The organism is Methanospirillum lacunae (assembly GCF_003173355.1).
GTDB classification, from domain to species: domain Archaea; phylum Halobacteriota; class Methanomicrobia; order Methanomicrobiales; family Methanospirillaceae; genus Methanospirillum; species Methanospirillum lacunae.
Genome location: NZ_QGMY01000002.1, coordinates 252,497 through 269,588, shown reverse-complemented (window position 1 = coordinate 269,588; position 17,092 = coordinate 252,497). Strand labels below are relative to the sequence as shown.

At 39.0% G+C, this 17,092-nt stretch carries 18 protein-coding genes; 5 read left to right on the top strand and 13 right to left on the bottom strand.

Annotated features, from left to right (window positions below):
- Nucleotides 1-125 precede the first annotated feature (125 nt).
- Nucleotides 126-665: a hypothetical protein gene (locus DK846_RS01625; protein ID WP_109967171.1), complete on the top strand. Its 540-nt coding sequence runs from the start codon at nt 126-128 to the stop codon at nt 663-665.
- Between the two features lie 638 nt (nt 666-1,303).
- Here DK846_RS01625 and DK846_RS01615 read toward each other — a convergent pair.
- From DK846_RS01615 to DK846_RS01595, 6 genes are all read right to left on the bottom strand, one after another.
- Nucleotides 1,304-1,780, bottom strand: a complete 477-nt coding sequence (locus DK846_RS01615) for a pyridoxamine 5'-phosphate oxidase family protein (RefSeq protein WP_109967169.1) — start codon at nt 1,778-1,780, stop codon at nt 1,304-1,306.
- Nucleotides 1,781-1,839: 59 nt separating this feature from the next.
- Entirely contained in the window at nt 1,840-2,523 is a 684-nt protein-coding gene (locus DK846_RS01610) for a hypothetical protein (RefSeq protein ID WP_109967168.1), read from the bottom strand.
- Nucleotides 2,524-2,875: 352 nt separating this feature from the next.
- On the bottom strand, nt 2,876-3,010 hold the full coding sequence (locus DK846_RS18095) for a hypothetical protein (RefSeq protein ID WP_281269804.1): 135 nt from the start codon (nt 3,008-3,010) through the stop codon (nt 2,876-2,878).
- Between the two features lie 7 nt (nt 3,011-3,017).
- Nucleotides 3,018-3,290 carry a hypothetical protein gene (locus tag DK846_RS01605; RefSeq protein WP_109967167.1) on the bottom strand — a complete coding sequence of 91 codons (273 nt, stop codon included), beginning with the start codon at nt 3,288-3,290 and terminating at the stop codon, nt 3,018-3,020.
- A 246-nt stretch (nt 3,291-3,536) separates the two neighbouring features.
- Entirely contained in the window at nt 3,537-4,172 is a 636-nt protein-coding gene (locus DK846_RS01600; protein WP_109967166.1) for a class I SAM-dependent methyltransferase, read from the bottom strand.
- Between the two features lie 41 nt (nt 4,173-4,213).
- A complete protein-coding gene (locus tag DK846_RS01595; RefSeq protein ID WP_109967165.1) occupies nt 4,214-4,855 on the bottom strand; it encodes a DUF1847 domain-containing protein in 642 nt (213 codons plus the stop codon).
- Between the two features lie 266 nt (nt 4,856-5,121).
- On the opposite strand from DK846_RS01595, the gene DK846_RS01590 reads away from it, so the two are divergent.
- Nucleotides 5,122-5,484: an ArsR/SmtB family transcription factor gene (locus DK846_RS01590; RefSeq protein ID WP_109967164.1), complete on the top strand. Its 363-nt coding sequence runs from the start codon at nt 5,122-5,124 to the stop codon at nt 5,482-5,484.
- 7 nt (nt 5,485-5,491) lie between these two features.
- Here DK846_RS01590 and DK846_RS01585 read toward each other — a convergent pair whose 3' ends face one another.
- From DK846_RS01585 to DK846_RS01560, 6 genes are all read right to left on the bottom strand, one after another.
- Nucleotides 5,492-5,920 (bottom strand): OsmC family protein, encoded by a 429-nt coding sequence (locus DK846_RS01585; RefSeq protein ID WP_109967163.1) that lies wholly within the window; start codon nt 5,918-5,920, stop codon nt 5,492-5,494.
- Nucleotides 5,921-6,218: 298 nt separating this feature from the next.
- Nucleotides 6,219-6,698: an OsmC family protein gene (locus DK846_RS01580; protein WP_109967162.1), complete on the bottom strand. Its 480-nt coding sequence runs from the start codon at nt 6,696-6,698 to the stop codon at nt 6,219-6,221.
- Nucleotides 6,699-7,072: 374 nt separating this feature from the next.
- Nucleotides 7,073-8,227 carry an anaerobic sulfatase maturase gene (locus DK846_RS01575; protein ID WP_109967161.1) on the bottom strand — a complete coding sequence of 385 codons (1,155 nt, stop codon included), beginning with the start codon at nt 8,225-8,227 and terminating at the stop codon, nt 7,073-7,075.
- Nucleotides 8,228-9,040, bottom strand: coding sequence for a dienelactone hydrolase family protein (locus tag DK846_RS01570; protein ID WP_109967160.1), 813 nt, complete (start codon nt 9,038-9,040; stop codon nt 8,228-8,230).
- 89 nt (nt 9,041-9,129) lie between these two features.
- Nucleotides 9,130-10,005 (bottom strand): universal stress protein, encoded by an 876-nt coding sequence (locus tag DK846_RS01565; RefSeq protein ID WP_109967159.1) that lies wholly within the window; start codon nt 10,003-10,005, stop codon nt 9,130-9,132.
- 121 nt (nt 10,006-10,126) lie between these two features.
- Entirely contained in the window at nt 10,127-10,795 is a 669-nt protein-coding gene (locus DK846_RS01560) for a DUF6198 family protein (protein WP_109967158.1), read from the bottom strand.
- A gap of 699 nt (nt 10,796-11,494) precedes the next feature.
- Here DK846_RS01560 and DK846_RS01555 point away from each other — a divergent pair.
- Together DK846_RS01555 and hepT are read left to right on the top strand one after the other, a co-directional pair.
- Nucleotides 11,495-11,674, top strand: a complete 180-nt coding sequence (locus tag DK846_RS01555; RefSeq protein ID WP_109967157.1) for a hypothetical protein — start codon at nt 11,495-11,497, stop codon at nt 11,672-11,674.
- A 717-nt stretch (nt 11,675-12,391) separates the two neighbouring features.
- Nucleotides 12,392-12,877, top strand: a complete 486-nt coding sequence (hepT, locus tag DK846_RS01550; RefSeq protein ID WP_109967156.1) for a type VII toxin-antitoxin system HepT family RNase toxin — start codon at nt 12,392-12,394, stop codon at nt 12,875-12,877.
- Nucleotides 12,878-13,564: 687 nt separating this feature from the next.
- On the opposite strand, the gene DK846_RS17955 is transcribed toward hepT, so the two are convergent.
- Nucleotides 13,565-13,837, bottom strand: coding sequence for a hypothetical protein (locus DK846_RS17955; protein ID WP_245926427.1), 273 nt, complete (start codon nt 13,835-13,837; stop codon nt 13,565-13,567).
- 421 nt (nt 13,838-14,258) lie between these two features.
- Here DK846_RS17955 and DK846_RS01540 point away from each other — a divergent pair, with 421 nt between their 5' ends.
- Nucleotides 14,259-17,072 carry a TrlF family AAA-like ATPase gene (locus DK846_RS01540; protein WP_109967155.1) on the top strand — a complete coding sequence of 938 codons (2,814 nt, stop codon included), beginning with the start codon at nt 14,259-14,261 and terminating at the stop codon, nt 17,070-17,072.
- Nucleotides 17,073-17,092 lie beyond the last annotated feature (20 nt).

Below are 17,092 nucleotides of genomic sequence, written 5' to 3'. Positions count from 1 at the left end.
AAACAAATCTAAACCGGTAGGTGAAATATCCAACTGCGAGGTTCATGGTTTTTGACCCACACTAATCAAAGAACAACTGCAAATGAGCACCGTCCTTTTATAGCAGTATAGAAGAATCTTACCATATGATATCAAACCGGTTGACTAGAGCATGTGCTTTAATTCTCATTATTGCCGGATGTCTTCTCTGCCTGGTGTCTGCTGCTTATGGGGATGAGCAGCAGACACCATTACCTCAGGTGGTGGTTTTTAAACTGACAGATACTGGTGGAAAAAATATCGATCATGTTTCTCTCATGAAGTTTGGGGAGAACTACAAGGATGGAAATTCACGCCAGGTTTTAACCACTCAGTTCGATCGCGATAGACAGGAACTGGTGTGGATCCCTTGTAATGATAATGCATGTACATATATTTCACTCCCGACTGCTGGCGGAACAACAGGACGGGATGAGTTAGTTTTGGAAGTGGCATTGTCAGATCCTTCTATTGATCTCACAACCTGTTATGCAGATCCAACCTGTGAACGGCTCCGGGGAGGAACAAGCACTGTAAGTGGAATGCTTGACGGGATGTTTAAAACCGGGAAAGTATATGAGATCTCTATTGATAGCGTAAAGCCGGGGATTAAACAGACATACGATGTTCAAGAGGTAACTGCCTGATATCAGGAGTCAGGGAAAGACTGAAGACATCATTTTTTTATTACTTGAAACCGGTCGCAGGTAATTATTGCTTTATTTAGTAACCTCGCTATTAGCTATTGATTATGATTCCACCCTTATAACTCTATAAAGGGGAAAAAGGTGTATCGTAAGAGATTTTGCAAGTAATGATGCAGAGTCAGACTTGGATTCTAACCTGGTCTTAATGAAATGATCTTTAATATGCAGCTTCAAGCACAAGAGTCCGAAAACTACCTTAACCTCAACAGCTCAAATAATAGCATACCTCCTTCTAAAGATCCATTGAATAAAACTGCAAACAAGAAACATAAATCTCGTGAAAAAACAGGATATTGCCCTGAGGACAAACTGTTCATCCAGGAAAAACCTTTCTCCCAAAATCTGTTCCAGACTTTGTAACCGGATATAAAACAGGGTTATGTTCCCGTTGAATTACTAAATATATATAGAAAAGAATGTTGTTCTCCTAATTGCCATGCCAATGAGAAAAATAATGGAAACAACTTTCGGTCAATAGAATCGATCGCTCAAAAATTATGAAAATGATATACCGGAATGGTATGGGGGGGATAATGTTACCAGGGTTGTATAAACACCCCTGATGATGGATGCCCTGGTTACCCATTCTTCAAAGCAACAATATCTGTAACTCCTTTAAGTTTCCAGAGTGCACACCGATTCTCTCGGGTAATAACCATTGGATCATCGTCTGCTGAATACCCAAAAGCAGTGAGGATATGAGATGAAAGACTGTTTTTTTGTATCATCTCTACAAACATCCCTTTCACCTTCATGATCTGTTCCTCATTAAGTACTTCCTCAAGAAATCCCTGCAGACTTACAAACCTGAATGTCGAGAGGTCAGATGAATATTCTTCTATCTCGACAGATACACGAGAATTCATCTGCATGTATTTCATCTTCCTTCCGTATCGGGAAGAGAGGAAATAAAGATACTTACCGTCAAAGACATACATGAATGGAGCGATATACGGATTATCTGGTCCGATAAAAGCAATCCTTGAGACAAACTGCCTTTTTATCAGTTCATCATACTCATCTTTAGATTGTTTTGGAATTTTCATCGGGTCCATACTTGTATCATAATTGAGCAACTAGTATCAATATTTTTCTCTGATATATGTGATTTTTTCTAGGTTTCTGTGGCATTGATTGTTATACGATTGGTACTGACACTATTTCCAATAAGGATATTATTTGACCCATATATTGAGATTCCCTGGTTGTTCACATTAAAGAACGTGTTATTCATGAGGGTTGCATTATCAGCGTAGGAACTGATGCCATCCCCGGTAATTACACTGAAATTAATTATCGTTGTATCGGATGCTCCTGAAGACAACACGATGCCTGACGATGACTGACCATTCCCATCAATTGAAACATGGGGGGCATGAACCGTGATTGAACAGTTTGTATTCATATCGTCTGCATTCACGAGGTAGGATCCGGAAGCATTGATATTATAGCGAGGAAGATCGATACACCGATATGGAAAGTTATTGGAAATATAGGTGCAGTTGCACGTATATCCCGCTCCTCCAGGATATACTGGTTTGAGAGCAATCGCTGATTTTGCTGCATGCAAAAGGTTTGAGGTATTCTCCCAGACTGACTGATTTGATCTGTATGGCAGACTGTTTTTGACATTTGAGATGTCAACTGAATTTAACGAAGTATTAGACGAGAGATTCTTCTCCTTTGAATTGTTCAAAGGAATGATCGTGTCATCAGCAACAACCGAAAGTATCACTACTACCATGCATAAGAGACTGATACATAATCCAACCGAAATTCGGTAACCTGATAATTGCATGAATTTTACCCCACCTTACGATGACTGATATACCCTGAACTTAGAGAATACACATACTCTGATATCATCTATACTCTCTTATATTCAATATTTATTGGTATATTACTGTCTGTTGAACGATAGATATGGTTGGCCGATATAAGAAATCCCATTTATTTTTACATATCAAGGTTTCTAACAGACATGTTTTTTCTAATTCTCATTATAATCCTACTCGGATTTGGTTCCAATAAAAACTACCTGAAAGCAGAGCCACTCCATCACAACTAATGGAGGTTGAGATCATATCAGCCCATGTTTCAATTCCGAACCTGAGGGCATCGGACTCATAGGACGAGAGGGTTACTGAATTTCAGGCAAACCTGACCGAGAACAGTTCACCATTTGAGTGATGGACGTTGATGGTGCAGTTGAACCCATCCTCCGAACTGTCATGGGAGGGAGTTCCACCCATTACGGTGTTCAGAGCGGTGGTTGCATTGATCATACAGAAATCAGTGAATGGCTAAAGGCGTTGGAGTCTTGACACTGATGAAACCGACGGTCTTTGCCTCGGTGTTTTCGTGGATGATCCGGCCGGAGTTGGACTCAGAAGATTTTGAGACCTCAGGAAGGGTTACTCCGGCTTTTTCATAAGATGTACAACCCCATGGGTTGTTGTCCAGAATATCCTGGACAAGAGCAGTGAAGGAGGTCAGACTATTGATCGGAGCTGCAAGCTTCCGGACAATTGTCTTCACTGTCGCAGTTGGTGTGAAATCTGCCATGTTTGATGGACTCCTGCCGCAATTGCATACGCCTGATTAGAGAATTAGTTGGGTGTATATAAATGATTGAACCGGGATCTGAAACAGGGGGAGGATAGATGATGGATGGGTAAACGAAGCGACAAAAGCAACAATGACCCCTGTATAATACAAATTACTAAGAAGTTATACACCAGGTTATATAACTTCAATTCAGTGTTTTCGAAAAGAAGAGGATTTTTCCTTTTGAAAAAATTTATCTGATTTTTATGTAGATTTTCTTCCGACCATAATAAAAATCGAAAAACCACGTGTCTCTCCTGTAGGCGACACCCGTTGCATTGATGCAGCGGTCTTCTCTCTTATAGAATCATATCCAGCCTCTTCCAGAAGTTTCTTCATGATAGACCGTTCAAATCCAAAGTGAAATACGCCCTCATTTGAATCATGGAATTTGCCATCATCAGGATCAAGGTCAATTATGACAATCTGACCGGATGAATGGATAACTCCTGCCATTGCTTTGAGGAGTAATGATACATCTTTGATATGGTGAAATGTCATACTACTGACAACAAGGTCGAATTCGCCAAAAGGCAGCACCCCCCGGATAATATCAAAGAGATGGGTTCTGACATTTGTGATGCCCAGTTTTGATATCTTCGCATCAAGTACATTGAGCATTCCCTGTGAACTATCAATGCCTGTAATGCTCCTTACAAATGGCTGGATTTGAAGGGTCAGCAGGCCTGTTCCACACCCAAAGTCCAGCACATTCATATCCGAGGTTAGGGAAATGAGCCCACAGATCGCCTGTACCACATCGTTTGACAGTTTCACCCGAGCAGGTTCCTTATCCCTGGTCAAAGCTTCAGAATCAAAATCTCTCTTTTCATCATTCATTATAATCCCATAATTTATGTTCAGGCTATTCCTTTCAGCATTTAAGGCTGAAGCAACCTACCATAATAAAAAGTCGTAGTATGGAGGACGGCGTTTGGATTGTGGCAGGTAATACGATCTTTTGCTACAAGTGTTGTTACTGGTGCTTTCGAATACCGGGTAAAGAGTGTATCATGCCCGACACAGAGCCCGAGCAGGATATTCAGATCTGTCCCGGCTTCTTCGAGAATTTTTGCCTGGGCAATAGGATTACAGATAGGTTCAAAAGTTCCAGGCTTTGCTTTTTCACTATCTAAAAGCCCAATATCTTCTTTGGGAATTGCCCCGCATTTGCAGCAGACAGATACCACAAAAAAACCATGAACAGTAAGAATTTTGTGTAGAGTCCTATTCTCCTCTATCAGGCCAAGACATGTTGCAATTCCAATTTTTTTGTATCCCATCTCCCGGGCAAAATCAATGGTGTCTTCGACCCGGGTCCACTTCATATAACTCCTTCCTTCGGTCTTTGCTGCAGCAATCGCCATCTTCCGGACATCAGGATGATCCTGATATAGATGCACTGCTTGATCGATGGATTCACGTTTTGTCTTTGATGGACAATAATCCGGACCATCTTCTGGCGTTGAAGTATAGCATGCCTGCCGGTGGCAGGTGCTGCAATCAAAAAACTGGTTTTGCATATACTCACCAAAGGCTCACATTAATTCCTGAAATTTCCCTGTTATTCATGATATCATAATATTCCTGCAACCTCCTGCGGAGACAATTCTCTTTGCAATTACATCAGGAGATTACACAGAATATGTCTGAAAGAACTCAATATATATCCAGGGTCGATTTTCAATTATTTTTGAAAATGAAGTAAACCTGATCAAAATACTATTCAGAGAACCCAGGGGTACCGTAAGGGAGAACTATTATTTCTGCATCAACTGATACTCCTGTCATGGGTTTTTCGGGCTGCTGCCCTGCTGATAGTGATCTTGAGAATGCATGGCGAAATGATCTTGAACGGGAAGTCCGTGAGATCAACTCATCGGTTTTTGATGATGTTGCAGAGATGATGAAGATCATTGCAAACCCTCTTCGTATCAAGATCCTTTTCCTATTGGAGAAGAAAGACCATTCAGTGTATGAACTGATGTATGTCCTCAAGGAGCCACAGAACCTTCTCTCATACAATCTTGGTGTTCTCAAAAAAGCTGGTCTTCTGGAGTCATACTATCGTTCGCGTCATAAAACGTATCGTTTGACTGCTGAACAAAGTGCCCCGCTCATCAGATGCCTTAAGCAAGTGCTTTTTCCATGAAATATTATCACTTAATCATCTGGAGTTCCCAGGTGATTTCTACAGATCTTCCTACTGTTACTGCAATCGGACATACGGCAGTTACCGCCCGTACAATTGCATTACGAACAATCTCTTCAGCAATATCCCCACTCACAAGAAAGATCAGATGAATTTTCTCAAACGAACGGGGTTCATCATGGTGAAAGACGCATTCAGCTTTAACAGTGAATGAACGGGGTATTTTTCCCTGGGCATCAAGTATAAAGAGAACATTCGTGCCAGTACAACAGGCAAGAGACGAAATGAAAGCATCCACCATAGTAAAATAGTGGGAAGAATCTTTGTCTTGAGGCCGGGCAACAAGGGTAAGACTGTCTCCATCCCGATTTTCAACAACAAATTGTGTCCCACCTTTCCACGATGCCTTGACAAATGTCCATGTGTTTCCTGTCATGATCTCTCTTTTATTAGAGACATATTTTGCATATTATAATGCTTGAAATCACCGAATTGAAATTGAAATTGTCTCAAAATATGTTAGCCAACAGTCCATCATAATTCATAATAATATTTGTATAATGTTCCTGATTATTCCAGATCGTTTTATATCAGGCAATTATTTTTGGTACCTTATTGCATCTGATATATGTTCATGGAAAGTATCCTTATTTTCATTGATTAAATCCAAGGGTAGATAATAACAGTTCTCTGAAATTATAAAGAAATGAAGGGGTAAGTTGGTTAATTCATATCTATGAAGGAATAATGATCAGCTCCCATGTCAGGTATGAGGCTCTTCCAAATGTCGCTGCAACCGGACAATTCCGTGTTATTATTTCCTGAATGACCCGATCAGCATAATCCTTATCGATTTTTCCGGTCATTGTGATGGTTATGTGAAGCGTGTCGAACAAGGTTGGAGGTGTTGGTCTACGAACTCCGTTAATTTTGACATTAATATCCTTTACCTCAATTTGATCTTTATTCATCATGATCTCATTGATCTCAAAAACCACACAGCCAGCAAGAGCAGAGACAAAGAGATCCATTGGTCCCGGGATCTTTCCCGAATCAAGAAGATGATCTGTTGTTGCCATGGTGATTTTACATCCAATGGGAGTTGTTGCCACAAGGGATCCTGCTTCTTTATCCCAGGTTGCATCTATCTTCATCATGTTTGCTCCAATTGGCTGGGCACCGGCATGAATTTTAGTACTTTGTTCAGTGTTCATGTGATTTCTCCATATATCTTCAGGTATGATCCCTGAATCCGGGATAAATGCCAGAAGATATGATTCAATGGTGGATGTGAGAGGTATATAATCTCAAAGTTGGATTTCAAAAATCTTTGAAAACCAAACTTTTTCGAAATTATGTAAAAATTAGATTGGATTGATAATTATCAGGTGCATGGTTCAGGAAATATGATATCCTAGATCATTCAATGACCAAAAATACCTGATCATATTCACCATTATAAAGAAATGTGTGCCCCGGATTTATTTACAAAAAAGTCATCGTAATACCGTTTACTTCCAGATATGATTGATAATAATAAATAATTCTACAGTTTTTCTATAAATAGTCGAATCCGAACACCATTGGTTCATTTTTCGGACTGAATACTCTTAAAAGTTCGTAATGGTTTTTGAGCTTTCATATGTGTAGCCAACCGGATAAGTTCAGGTCTTGCATGAAGAAAGATTGACTTATATGCTAAGCAAAGGGAATTCAGACCGGTTTCTCCATCAGATGTGATGGAAATGCGATCCTTCGGACAGCCACCATTACAAAAGGATAGTACCTCACACTCAGTGCACATCCGGGGAAGAGTATCGCGTTTTGCATTACCAAAAGCAATCAGATCCGGGTCATTAATTAGATCAGAAAGATTCCTATTTAGAATATTTCCAATAAGATGTTCTGTATCGGTGAAATGATCACATGCATACACATTTCCATTATGTTCAAGAACCACGACATCTCCACAGGTTTTGCGGTGTATGCATAATGCGTGAGGAATGCCGTAGACCGTTCGCAAAGCCTCATCAAAGATCTGAATAACCATCCTGCCTACGTCTTCTGCTATCCAGCGGTCAAATATCCTACAGAGAAATTTCCCTACATCTCCGGGATCAGCAGAGGCTTCTCCAGTTGAAACCAGGGGAAGGAACTGAAGATATTGAACTCCTATGGTTTTGAAAAAATCATACAGTGTATCTGGCTGAATTGTATTTTCAGAGTGAAGTACACAAAGGACATTACAAAAGACACGCCTCTGTTTTAAGATCTTGAATGCCTGAATGACCTGATCAAATGTGGAGCGGTTATCTCCTGTTTTTCTAAACCTATCGTGGAGGTCTTTCGGTCCATCCAGACTGATTCCAACTGAAAACTTTTCTTGTGATAGAAAGTCAGCCCATTCATCATCGATCAGCAAACCGTTTGTTTGCAGACCATTGGAAAACGTCCGCCCTTCTGGTTTGTAATGTTGCTGCAGACGGGTGATGGTTCTAAAATACTCAACCCCCATGAGGGTGGGCTCTCCTCCATGCCATTCAAAATGCGTATGAAGTCCAGGAGAAGTTTCAAACCGCTCTGCAATATACCTTTCAAGAATGGACTCGGACATCTGCCATGATTCAACAGGAAAAAGAGATTTCTTGTTCAGATAATAGCAATAATCACAGCACATATTACAACCCGGCCCGGCGGGTTTGGCCATGATAAGGCAGTCTGAACGACTATCTACTTTTGACATCTACTCAGAGAGGGTTTTACAGAAGAATGGCATGAGCCGTGCGAATGAATCCCTCACAGCCCGTACATTATACGCCGGGCTATCATCGTTGAAGAACGAATGATTTGCTCCTTCATAAATAAAGTGCTCATACGATTTTTCAGTGCTTTGCATCGCACTCACAAATTTTGGAATTCCCTGATTTATTCTCGGGTCATTACCACCGTAAAATGCAATTATCGGACAATCGATTGTTTGAATTTTTTCGTCCGGGGGCGTTACACCGTAAAAAACAGCTGCTGCACTGATTTCTGGTTCTTCACAGGCAAGTAATGCGGATAAACCGCCTCCCATACAGAACCCTACACAGCCGACCTTCTGATCTTTGGTTTTGTCCTGTCTTGTTTTAAGATAACGAACAGCTTTTTTGAGGTGAGGAATGTATTGGTCAAGGTGGTTCGGACCGGAAAACAGAAGGCCGAGTGTTTTACCTATCTTCTGTCCCTCATCTCCCGGGAGTTTTGCTAATTCTCTATCTTTTGCATCCGGGTCATTGGAGATAGTAGGAGGTAACTTTCTCATGAATGCCATTGCATTTTTAATCCGGTCAAAAGAGAGTGCAGCTGGTGTCACCCCATTGACGGTGTAAAGGTCCGGGGCCAGGGCTGCATATCCTGCTGCTGCAAGTCGCCTTGTTATATCTTCAATATTCTCATTAACTCCCCATATTTCCTGAATGACGATGATAGCAGGAAGGGGCTCTGTTGCTTTTTCTGGAAATGCAAAATACCCTCTTAGATCATCATACTCGACCCATTCTCCCTTTATTGACATTGCTGTAGATTCTCACGTTTTATTAATATAATAGATGTGATTACAGGGAAAAGGATAAAGGAGAATATTCTTTTTAATGATCTATCCTCTCATATCTCCGGAGGCATTGTTTCGGGTTTCCGCACGACAAGTACGGGGCACCGGGCGTGTCGGACCGTTTTCTCGGCCACACTACCGAGACGTAAGTATTCATAACCTGTCCTGCCATTGGTTCCCATGACAAGTAGATCCTGACCGGCTGAAGCCAGGATAATCTCATTTGCAACAGACCCCATAGTGACCGTGGGATTTACCTTAATGCCAAGCTCCCGGCCCATATCGACCACAGAATCTACAGCATTCCGGGCGGCATCAGGAGTAAATTGTGTAACATTTCTGTGAAGAGGGATCGGTATACTCCGGCCACTACTGACAGAGAGTGCGGTTACTTCGGCATTAAAGGTCCGGGCCATCTCAAGCCCGTGCATGATGGCGGGCCGGGTTATGGCGGTACCATCAGTAGGGATAAGGATCCGGTTGCATGCAGGGCCACCTTGTTGATCACCTCGGATCACGAGCACCGGGCAGGATGCAAACCGAATGACTTTCTGTGCCACACTTCCCAGAAGCATGAGGGATACTCCAGCCCGGCCGGCAGTCCCCATAACCATGAGGTCATATTTTTTAGAGGCTTTGATAATTTCCTGGAGAGGGATACCGGTTACTATCTCTGTTCTGACGTTGATACCCATCAGCTCACCACGATCCGCCACAGTTTTTACTGCTTTCTCGCAAGCCTGATAGTGAGGCTCATTTAAATCTGGCGAAGAGGTATTCCACGGGATTGCGTAATTGCTGACATCGTTCACGCAGATCGCCGTAACTTCTGCACCGGTGATCTTTCCCAGGGTAAGGGCAAACACAATGGCACCCTGGGCGTCGCTCCTCCCATCGGTGGGGATCAATATTTTTTTGTAGGGTATCATGATCGTCTAATCCCCCGTACATCATTCTGAATCAGTACTTTCCTGTTATCGTTGCAACACATCTGCCTGATCTCTATAACCGGTCTCACGTTCTGTGCCATCTCTATCACCAACCAATAGGTCATTTTACCATCTCGCCCAGTTTCGAACTCCACGGTTTTATGATGATCACTTTACTAAGGATAGTGCTCAACCCATGGACACCAATACCGGTAATGAACGCCAAAATGACCGTGCCTATGCCGACGCCAACCAGTTGATCCAGGAAAACAATGGAAAATATTACGGATAGGACCACGCAGATGATATCGAACAGGGTCTTAATCCTCCGATATGTGACATGAAAAAATATGGTCAGGTCGTTGAGGAATGTGTCAATTATCATCAGTGGAATCTTGGACCCCACCATCAAAGCAATAGCGAGACACATAATCAGGTAACCGGAGACAAAGTAAAGGATACGTTCCCAAAACTCCGTAGGCAGGCCAGAAAGGGCATTCATGAAGAAGTCCAGTATCATACCAAAGAGGAGCGAGAGGACGATCGAAATAATATATCCTGATTTGAACCTCCTGGTAATGGCAACCAACACGAGGAGCAGGCCAATCTGGAAAATTGGGTTCCAAAGGCCAAATGAGATCTGTTTAACAATGCAGCTCAACACATAGGGGAGAGACGAAATGGTCGATATGCCGAATCCCGCAATCACCATGAGAGAGATGGCAATTGAGACGAGGAGGAGTCCGGCTACAAAAGATACTTCCCCGGGAATTGTGATTTTTTTATCCATTTCACGCCTTCACTGGTTTCCTGCCGATACACATAATAAATTGAATGTTTGGTCGCATGTGACTAGAATAAAGACAGGTTGCCGTTACGGCTGAAACCTGATAAAGGATTGGTAACAGGAGAATGAAAAATTTGGTTGGAGTGTATCCAGGTTTGATTTAGTCGTTAGGTTCGCAGAATCCTAATTCACTAATGATGTATCAGGTTTTCGAACGTGGAAAGAGGCGGGGTTTGTGTATCAGGTCTGCAAGATATTATGTGAGATCACGTTCACGGTGTTTACCTTACGTTTACATACTCATGATGGGATCATCTAGCGATGAGGGATCATACCAATCCTCTCAAGAATATACCCCCATAGGTTTTTTCTATATTTCAGGCTTCACACAAGGTTTTTCATACATGCCTGGCAGATATTTCAAGAAGATACCCAATCGGTCGAATCACATATATCAATAATCATGATTTTGTTCCCTTACTTCAGTTTAAGGAAGAAGATCAGGACTGACTCGATCACCTCAAGATAGAAACCCTCTCTGAACTACTGGGTTATATTACCTCTAATACCTCGGTTATTCTCTTTATTGAATATCATCTCTCCTGGTTTAAACCAGACAATAAGGAGGAGATGCACTAGTTCTGTGATGTCTGTAAGACCAGGGCACGAAGAGGGGGACCCGTTGTGGTGGTTACTGCTATTATGGATCAAAATGTAATCGCTCTGGATGGAGAGGCAGATCACTTTCATCAGGTCAGGACATGGGAACCCAAACGAGTCCGACCCATCAAGGATCAGACGTATCTGGACTCATTGACCATTGGACCGACGGGTGTGATGGAGAAGGGGAGGGTATATGGTCAGACGAAACTCGAGTTTTAGAGATTTGGTTTTTAGGTAATGATCAAGAATTTCTCGTTCTAAGTGAAGAAGAATCAATTATTTGAGGAAAAACTTCCAATACACAGATATATTATCTCTGAGATATATCTCAAGAGGGAAAATTATGGCAGATTTACCTGTTGCAGCAATCAGCCAGATATGCCATAAATCATCATTTTATAGCATATAGAGAAGAAATCAGAAACTTTCAGACCAGCAAAGTACCGGTCTTTTAAGTCAACCGAGACAAGATATTTTACCGTAGGAGAAACCCATAAAGGGGGTGGTCATCTTCCTTTAGGTCCAGGTTTAGCAAATCAGAGGCTCATTTATTTCTCATATGTTCTTCTCATTTTAGATACAATGACAAATATGATTCTTTAGAGTTTTTTACGATTAAAAAGGAATTATAATCGTGATTATGAATTTTTCATTATATGTAATCCGGAGAATATGTAGAAAAATTCCTCTCTATTCATGAAATAGGAGAGCCAAGACCCATGCTATGTGCCATGATTTAAAAAACAACATTATGGCGTTATTTAGTTAAGGCTATTAAATTTTAGAGACTTTTTCATTGTTCGAAATTCTTCAAATCTAAGGAATAAATTATTTACCAGAAAGTCAGATTGTAATTTGTATACCGATATGTTTCCTGTCAAATAAATCATAAAAATCAAGTAGTATCGTTGTTTTTTCGGTTAATGGGTAAAAATAATGACAACTCCTGTGGGTAATGCTGAATTTCGAAATGCTAAAAAATACTGGTTTGATGTAGCGGAGATTAATTACTTTGCGTTAAAAAACAATGAAGAAATTCGTTTTGCTTCTAAATATGCAATAATTCTCTGTATCGAAGGATCAATACAGATTGGTAAGTATATTCTGAATACAATGAATATCCCTCACCCTGAAAAGAATGCAGATGTATTCTTGGTTCTTTCACAGCATCATATTCTTCATAATGATCTTGCCCATAGATTAGGTCGCCTTGCAAGATTCAGGAATGATTTAGTTCATGATTATGACGGAGTTGATGTTGGTAAATTACAGAAGGTTCTTTCTGAAGACTTCCCAGATATAGAAGAATTTCAAGAAATCGCATTAAAATGGGAGAGAAGACATAGTGGGAGGAGTGTAATCTCTCAAATGTTTGACAGAGCGGGAGTAAAGACAGTCCTGCGTTCAATTCTTCGAATTTAATTACTTTTTATATTTTTTATTCAGGATACCGTCGATATTTTTTGGAAGATGGGCAGATATAAAACCATCATAAATATCAAGGCTGTTTCATAAGAACTGTAGAATTGAGAACCTCATCAAGATAATAGAATATGGGGGAATCAATTATAGTAAAGGTGGGGGACCTTGGGTTTTGGAACATCTAAACGATCAGGTGGTGGTGAATTATCCAAGAGTTGAGGGGTGTCCGAAATTCTCTCCTTCAGTACTATGAAAACCAGTATCGGGCCGGTCTTCCATGAACCCCGTACCGTGTCTCACGGCACATACGTATTTTATCGTTTCAAATATCCCGGTTTCTAAAACCGGTTAGACTTTCGAGAAGAACTGACAGAGGATCAAAAGGGCTCCAGTTCCAATGTAATACCAATTCATTCCCGTAACCTCGGAAAGGAAAAAAGGGAGTATTACGAGATGTTTATGCGAGTTGTTCAACCATATCAGCCCAGGATTCAATAGCGGTGAGAATGACATCTGCCTCATAGGACGAGATGATTACCGTATCCCGGGTAAATTTGACCGTGAACAATTCACCATTTAAGTGATGACACTTGATGGATCAGCTGAACCCATCCTCTGAGCTGTCATGAGACAGAGTGCCTCTAATGAGTAGTGTCCAGGGTGGTGGTAGCAATGATCGTGCTGATGTCAGTGATAGGCTGAGGACGTTGGAGCCTTGACACTGATAAACCCGATGGTCTTTGCCTCGGCGTTTTCGTAGATTACCCGGCCGGAGTAGGACTCTGATGATTTTGAGACAGCAGGAAGGGTTACTCCTGATCTCTCATACGTAGTGCAGCCCCATGGGTAATTATCCAGGATATCCTGGATCAGAGCAGTAAAAGAAGTCAGACTATTGATCGGATTTGTAAGGTTCCGGACAGCTATCCTCACTGTTGAAGTCTGAGTGAAATCTGCCATGTTCGATGACCCCTGTCGCGATTGCATGCGGCTGATTAGAGAATAAATTCGGGGTATATATATGGTTGAACGCGGATTTAAAACGGGGGAAGGAGAAAAGAGGGATGGGGAAACGGAGTGACAGAGGCAACAATTAAAAAAACTTTAAATTAATGATTTTCAATCTAAACTCCATTAATCCTATTCACTATTAGGTAAAAACCGAAATCCATATAAAAATACGATATAATTATTATTTTCATAGACTGCAAAGTCTTATAGAATTCAAAAACATCTACCCATATAGACTTAATTTGCACCTAAAATGTGGAAAAATTATGATTAATAAGAATTTGTTTAACTTTAATAATCAAAAAAATTCAAATAAACATCCAAATGAAGAAAGTCATTTATTGATGATATTTAATTATTCGGTGATCTGATGTATCAAATTCAACGAGGATCACAATGGAGGAGATGGGATCTTCACGTTCACACACCTGCATCCTTTGAACACCAATATAAGATTTTAGAAAGTGAAAGGGATGTATATTTAGGAGAAAACGCAATTTGGGATAAATATGCTGATGAATTAGAAAAAATATTAGATGTCTCTGTTCTTGGTGTTACAGATTATTTCTCTATTGAAGGATATAAAAAAATTCTTAAATACCGGAAAGATAATCGGTTAAAAAATTTTGATTTAATCTTACCGAATATTGAATTTCGTTTAGAATCCTTAATTATTGATGGATCAACACAGAAATTAAATTATCATGTAATATTTAGTGATGAACTTTCACCAGATATTATACAACGATATTTTCTTAATGATCTAAAAATTAAGTTTCCAAATAATGAATCAAGGCCACTTAGTTATGAAGCAATCCTTGAATTAGGTAAATATGTTCAAGAAAAAAACCAAGAGTTTAAAGGAGATTCAGAATATATTGCAGGATGTAAAAACGCATATGTTTCTTTAGATAATATTATAAGCACACTAAATGAGAAAAAATCAATATTTTCCGGCAAATATTTACTTGTTCTCCCTGATCGTATTTGGGAAAATATTAGATGGGATAGTCAAGGACATACAATTAAAAGTCTTCATTTACATCAATCACATGCAGTTTTTTCTTCACAAAAAAGTACAATCGATTTTTGTTTAGGAAAAAAAGAAGAACCAGGTGCATTTTTAAAAGCTTTTGGAAAATACTATCCTTGTATTCATGGATCAGATGCTCACAAATATGACCTTTTATGTAAACCTGCAGAAGAGAAAAACTGTTGGATTAAGGCAAATCCAACATTTGAAGGATTAAAACAAATACTATATGAACCAGAGGAACGAGTAAATATTCAAAAAGAAAATCCTGATCCTAGAAAGCCAGGTTATACTCTATCTTCAGTAAAAATATCAAAAGGGTTTATTAATTCTAAATGCTCTCTTGAGAATAATCAAATTCCTCTTAATAAAAATTTTATTGCAATTACCGGCGGGAAGGGTAGTGGAAAAACGGCATTAATTGACTTAATAGCCCATTGCTTTATAAATAGAAGAAAATCAAAGGATAACGACGATAAGAACTCATTTGTTCAAAGGATTGAAACTGAAACAACTGAATTGACTATAAATATCGAATTTCTTGATCCGAAATTGCAACACATAACAAAAAAGATTCAAGATAATAATGTTTGTGATTTTTCAAGGATAGAATATTTTCCCCAAGGAAAAATCGATCAATATTGTGGGGACTGGGAATCCCTGAATCGAAAAATTGAGGAAATTATCTTTCAAAGTGAGGTTATTCGTGAGAGCCATTATCTGCTACAATATAAAGAGATAGAACAAAAAATTCTTGAGACCTCTGAAAGTATCAGGCAAATAAACGGAAATATAGTTCAACAGGAAGAAAAAACATCAAAAGCCATTCTTAATGATATTGAATCCCGCCTCTCAATAAAAAAAACTGAATTATTAGATAAAGAACTATTTCTAACAGAAATCGAGTCTAAAATAGATGAAAAAAAACTCATCTCTATTCAAGAGTTATCTTCAAAAAAAGAGAAAATACTGACACAAAAAGCTTCAATAATTCAGTTAAACAAACAAGTCGATGATATTCATTCAAAAATAATTGATGAAGTTGAACCAATAATCTCACAAATTTCACAATTGAATAATACTCTCAAAAGATTTGATGGATATACATCAATAACTCCATTAGATATCTCAAGGCAAACTAAAGATTTATCACAATTATCAGAAAAGATCTCATTGGATTTGATTACTAATGGACAAAAATTAGAAGAAATTAATAACAAATTAGAACCGTTGTTGAAAGAACAAGAAGAACATGTAAAAATTCTTGAGACTATCCATACCTTAAAACAACAACTGGATGAAATAAAGCAAGAGAAACTAAAAATTGATAATTATGAACAAATTAAGAAAAAATTAGAAGATGAAAGAGAATTATCATTCAAAAAAATATTAGGATACCATAAAGAAAAAACTCATCTTTTCAATCAAATTTCCTCTTCATTTTCACAAGGTAAAAGTGATATACTAAATGATATCGAGTTTTTTTCCTCTTCAATATTTAATAAAGAAAAGATTCGGGAAAAAGCACTTGATTTATTCAATTTAAGAAAAGTAACAGAACATGATATTGAGTCATTCATAACAACTTATGACACCATATTAATGTCATATTTCTCTGATAATGATAATTTAGATTCAATTATAACATTAATAATTCAATTCATTAATAATAAGACCTATAGTAAGAAAGGGAACGGGGTAAATGAATTTTATAATTGGCTATTTGGAAATTATGTTGACGATAAAATCGGAATTTCTTTCAATAATATCCATTTGGAGAAACTTTCAATGGGTCAAAAGGCAACAGTTTTATTAAAATTATTTTTATCCGAAGGAGATTATCCCCTCTTATTAGACCAGCCTGAAGAAAATTTAGACAATCGATTTATTTTTTTGCAGTTAGTTAAGGCTATTAAAGAAGCAAAAAAGAAACGACAGATTATTATCGCTACTAATAATGCTAATCTAGTAGTAAATGCTGATGCTGAACAAATAATTTCGGCTTCTTATGTAGATGGAGTAATATCTTACAAACCAGGAGCGATTGAAAGTATGGATATTCGAAATGAAATTCTTCCAGTTTTAGAGGGTGGAAAGGAAGCATTCAGATTGCGGGAAAATAAATATGGAAATCTTGGAATAATGAATTGAATTATCATAATATCGAAAAT

Bases quoted from the DNA above. Each gene is read 5' to 3' on its own strand.
- DK846_RS01625 (WP_109967171.1), top strand. From the start codon at position 126: ATGATATCAAACCGGTTGACTAGAGCATGTGCTTTAATTCTCATTATT.
- DK846_RS01615 (WP_109967169.1), bottom strand. From the start codon at position 1,780: ATGGACCCGATGAAAATTCCAAAACAATCTAAAGATGAGTATGATGAA.
- DK846_RS01610 (WP_109967168.1), bottom strand. From the start codon at position 2,523: ATGCAATTATCAGGTTACCGAATTTCGGTTGGATTATGTATCAGTCTC.
- DK846_RS18095 (WP_281269804.1), bottom strand. From the start codon at position 3,010: ATGATCAATGCAACCACCGCTCTGAACACCGTAATGGGTGGAACTCCC.
- DK846_RS01605 (WP_109967167.1), bottom strand. From the start codon at position 3,290: ATGGCAGATTTCACACCAACTGCGACAGTGAAGACAATTGTCCGGAAG.
- DK846_RS01600 (WP_109967166.1), bottom strand. From the start codon at position 4,172: ATGAATGATGAAAAGAGAGATTTTGATTCTGAAGCTTTGACCAGGGAT.
- DK846_RS01595 (WP_109967165.1), bottom strand. From the start codon at position 4,855: ATGCAAAACCAGTTTTTTGATTGCAGCACCTGCCACCGGCAGGCATGC.
- DK846_RS01590 (WP_109967164.1), top strand. From the start codon at position 5,122: ATGGGTTTTTCGGGCTGCTGCCCTGCTGATAGTGATCTTGAGAATGCA.
- DK846_RS01585 (WP_109967163.1), bottom strand. From the start codon at position 5,920: ATGACAGGAAACACATGGACATTTGTCAAGGCATCGTGGAAAGGTGGG.
- DK846_RS01580 (WP_109967162.1), bottom strand. From the start codon at position 6,698: ATGAACACTGAACAAAGTACTAAAATTCATGCCGGTGCCCAGCCAATT.
- DK846_RS01575 (WP_109967161.1), bottom strand. From the start codon at position 8,227: ATGTCAAAAGTAGATAGTCGTTCAGACTGCCTTATCATGGCCAAACCC.
- DK846_RS01570 (WP_109967160.1), bottom strand. From the start codon at position 9,040: ATGTCAATAAAGGGAGAATGGGTCGAGTATGATGATCTAAGAGGGTAT.
- DK846_RS01565 (WP_109967159.1), bottom strand. From the start codon at position 10,005: ATGATACCCTACAAAAAAATATTGATCCCCACCGATGGGAGGAGCGAC.
- DK846_RS01560 (WP_109967158.1), bottom strand. From the start codon at position 10,795: ATGGATAAAAAAATCACAATTCCCGGGGAAGTATCTTTTGTAGCCGGA.
- DK846_RS01555 (WP_109967157.1), top strand. From the start codon at position 11,495: ATGGATCAAAATGTAATCGCTCTGGATGGAGAGGCAGATCACTTTCAT.
- hepT (WP_109967156.1), top strand. From the start codon at position 12,392: ATGACAACTCCTGTGGGTAATGCTGAATTTCGAAATGCTAAAAAATAC.
- DK846_RS17955 (WP_245926427.1), bottom strand. From the start codon at position 13,837: ATGGCAGATTTCACTCAGACTTCAACAGTGAGGATAGCTGTCCGGAAC.
- DK846_RS01540 (WP_109967155.1), top strand. From the start codon at position 14,259: ATGTATCAAATTCAACGAGGATCACAATGGAGGAGATGGGATCTTCAC.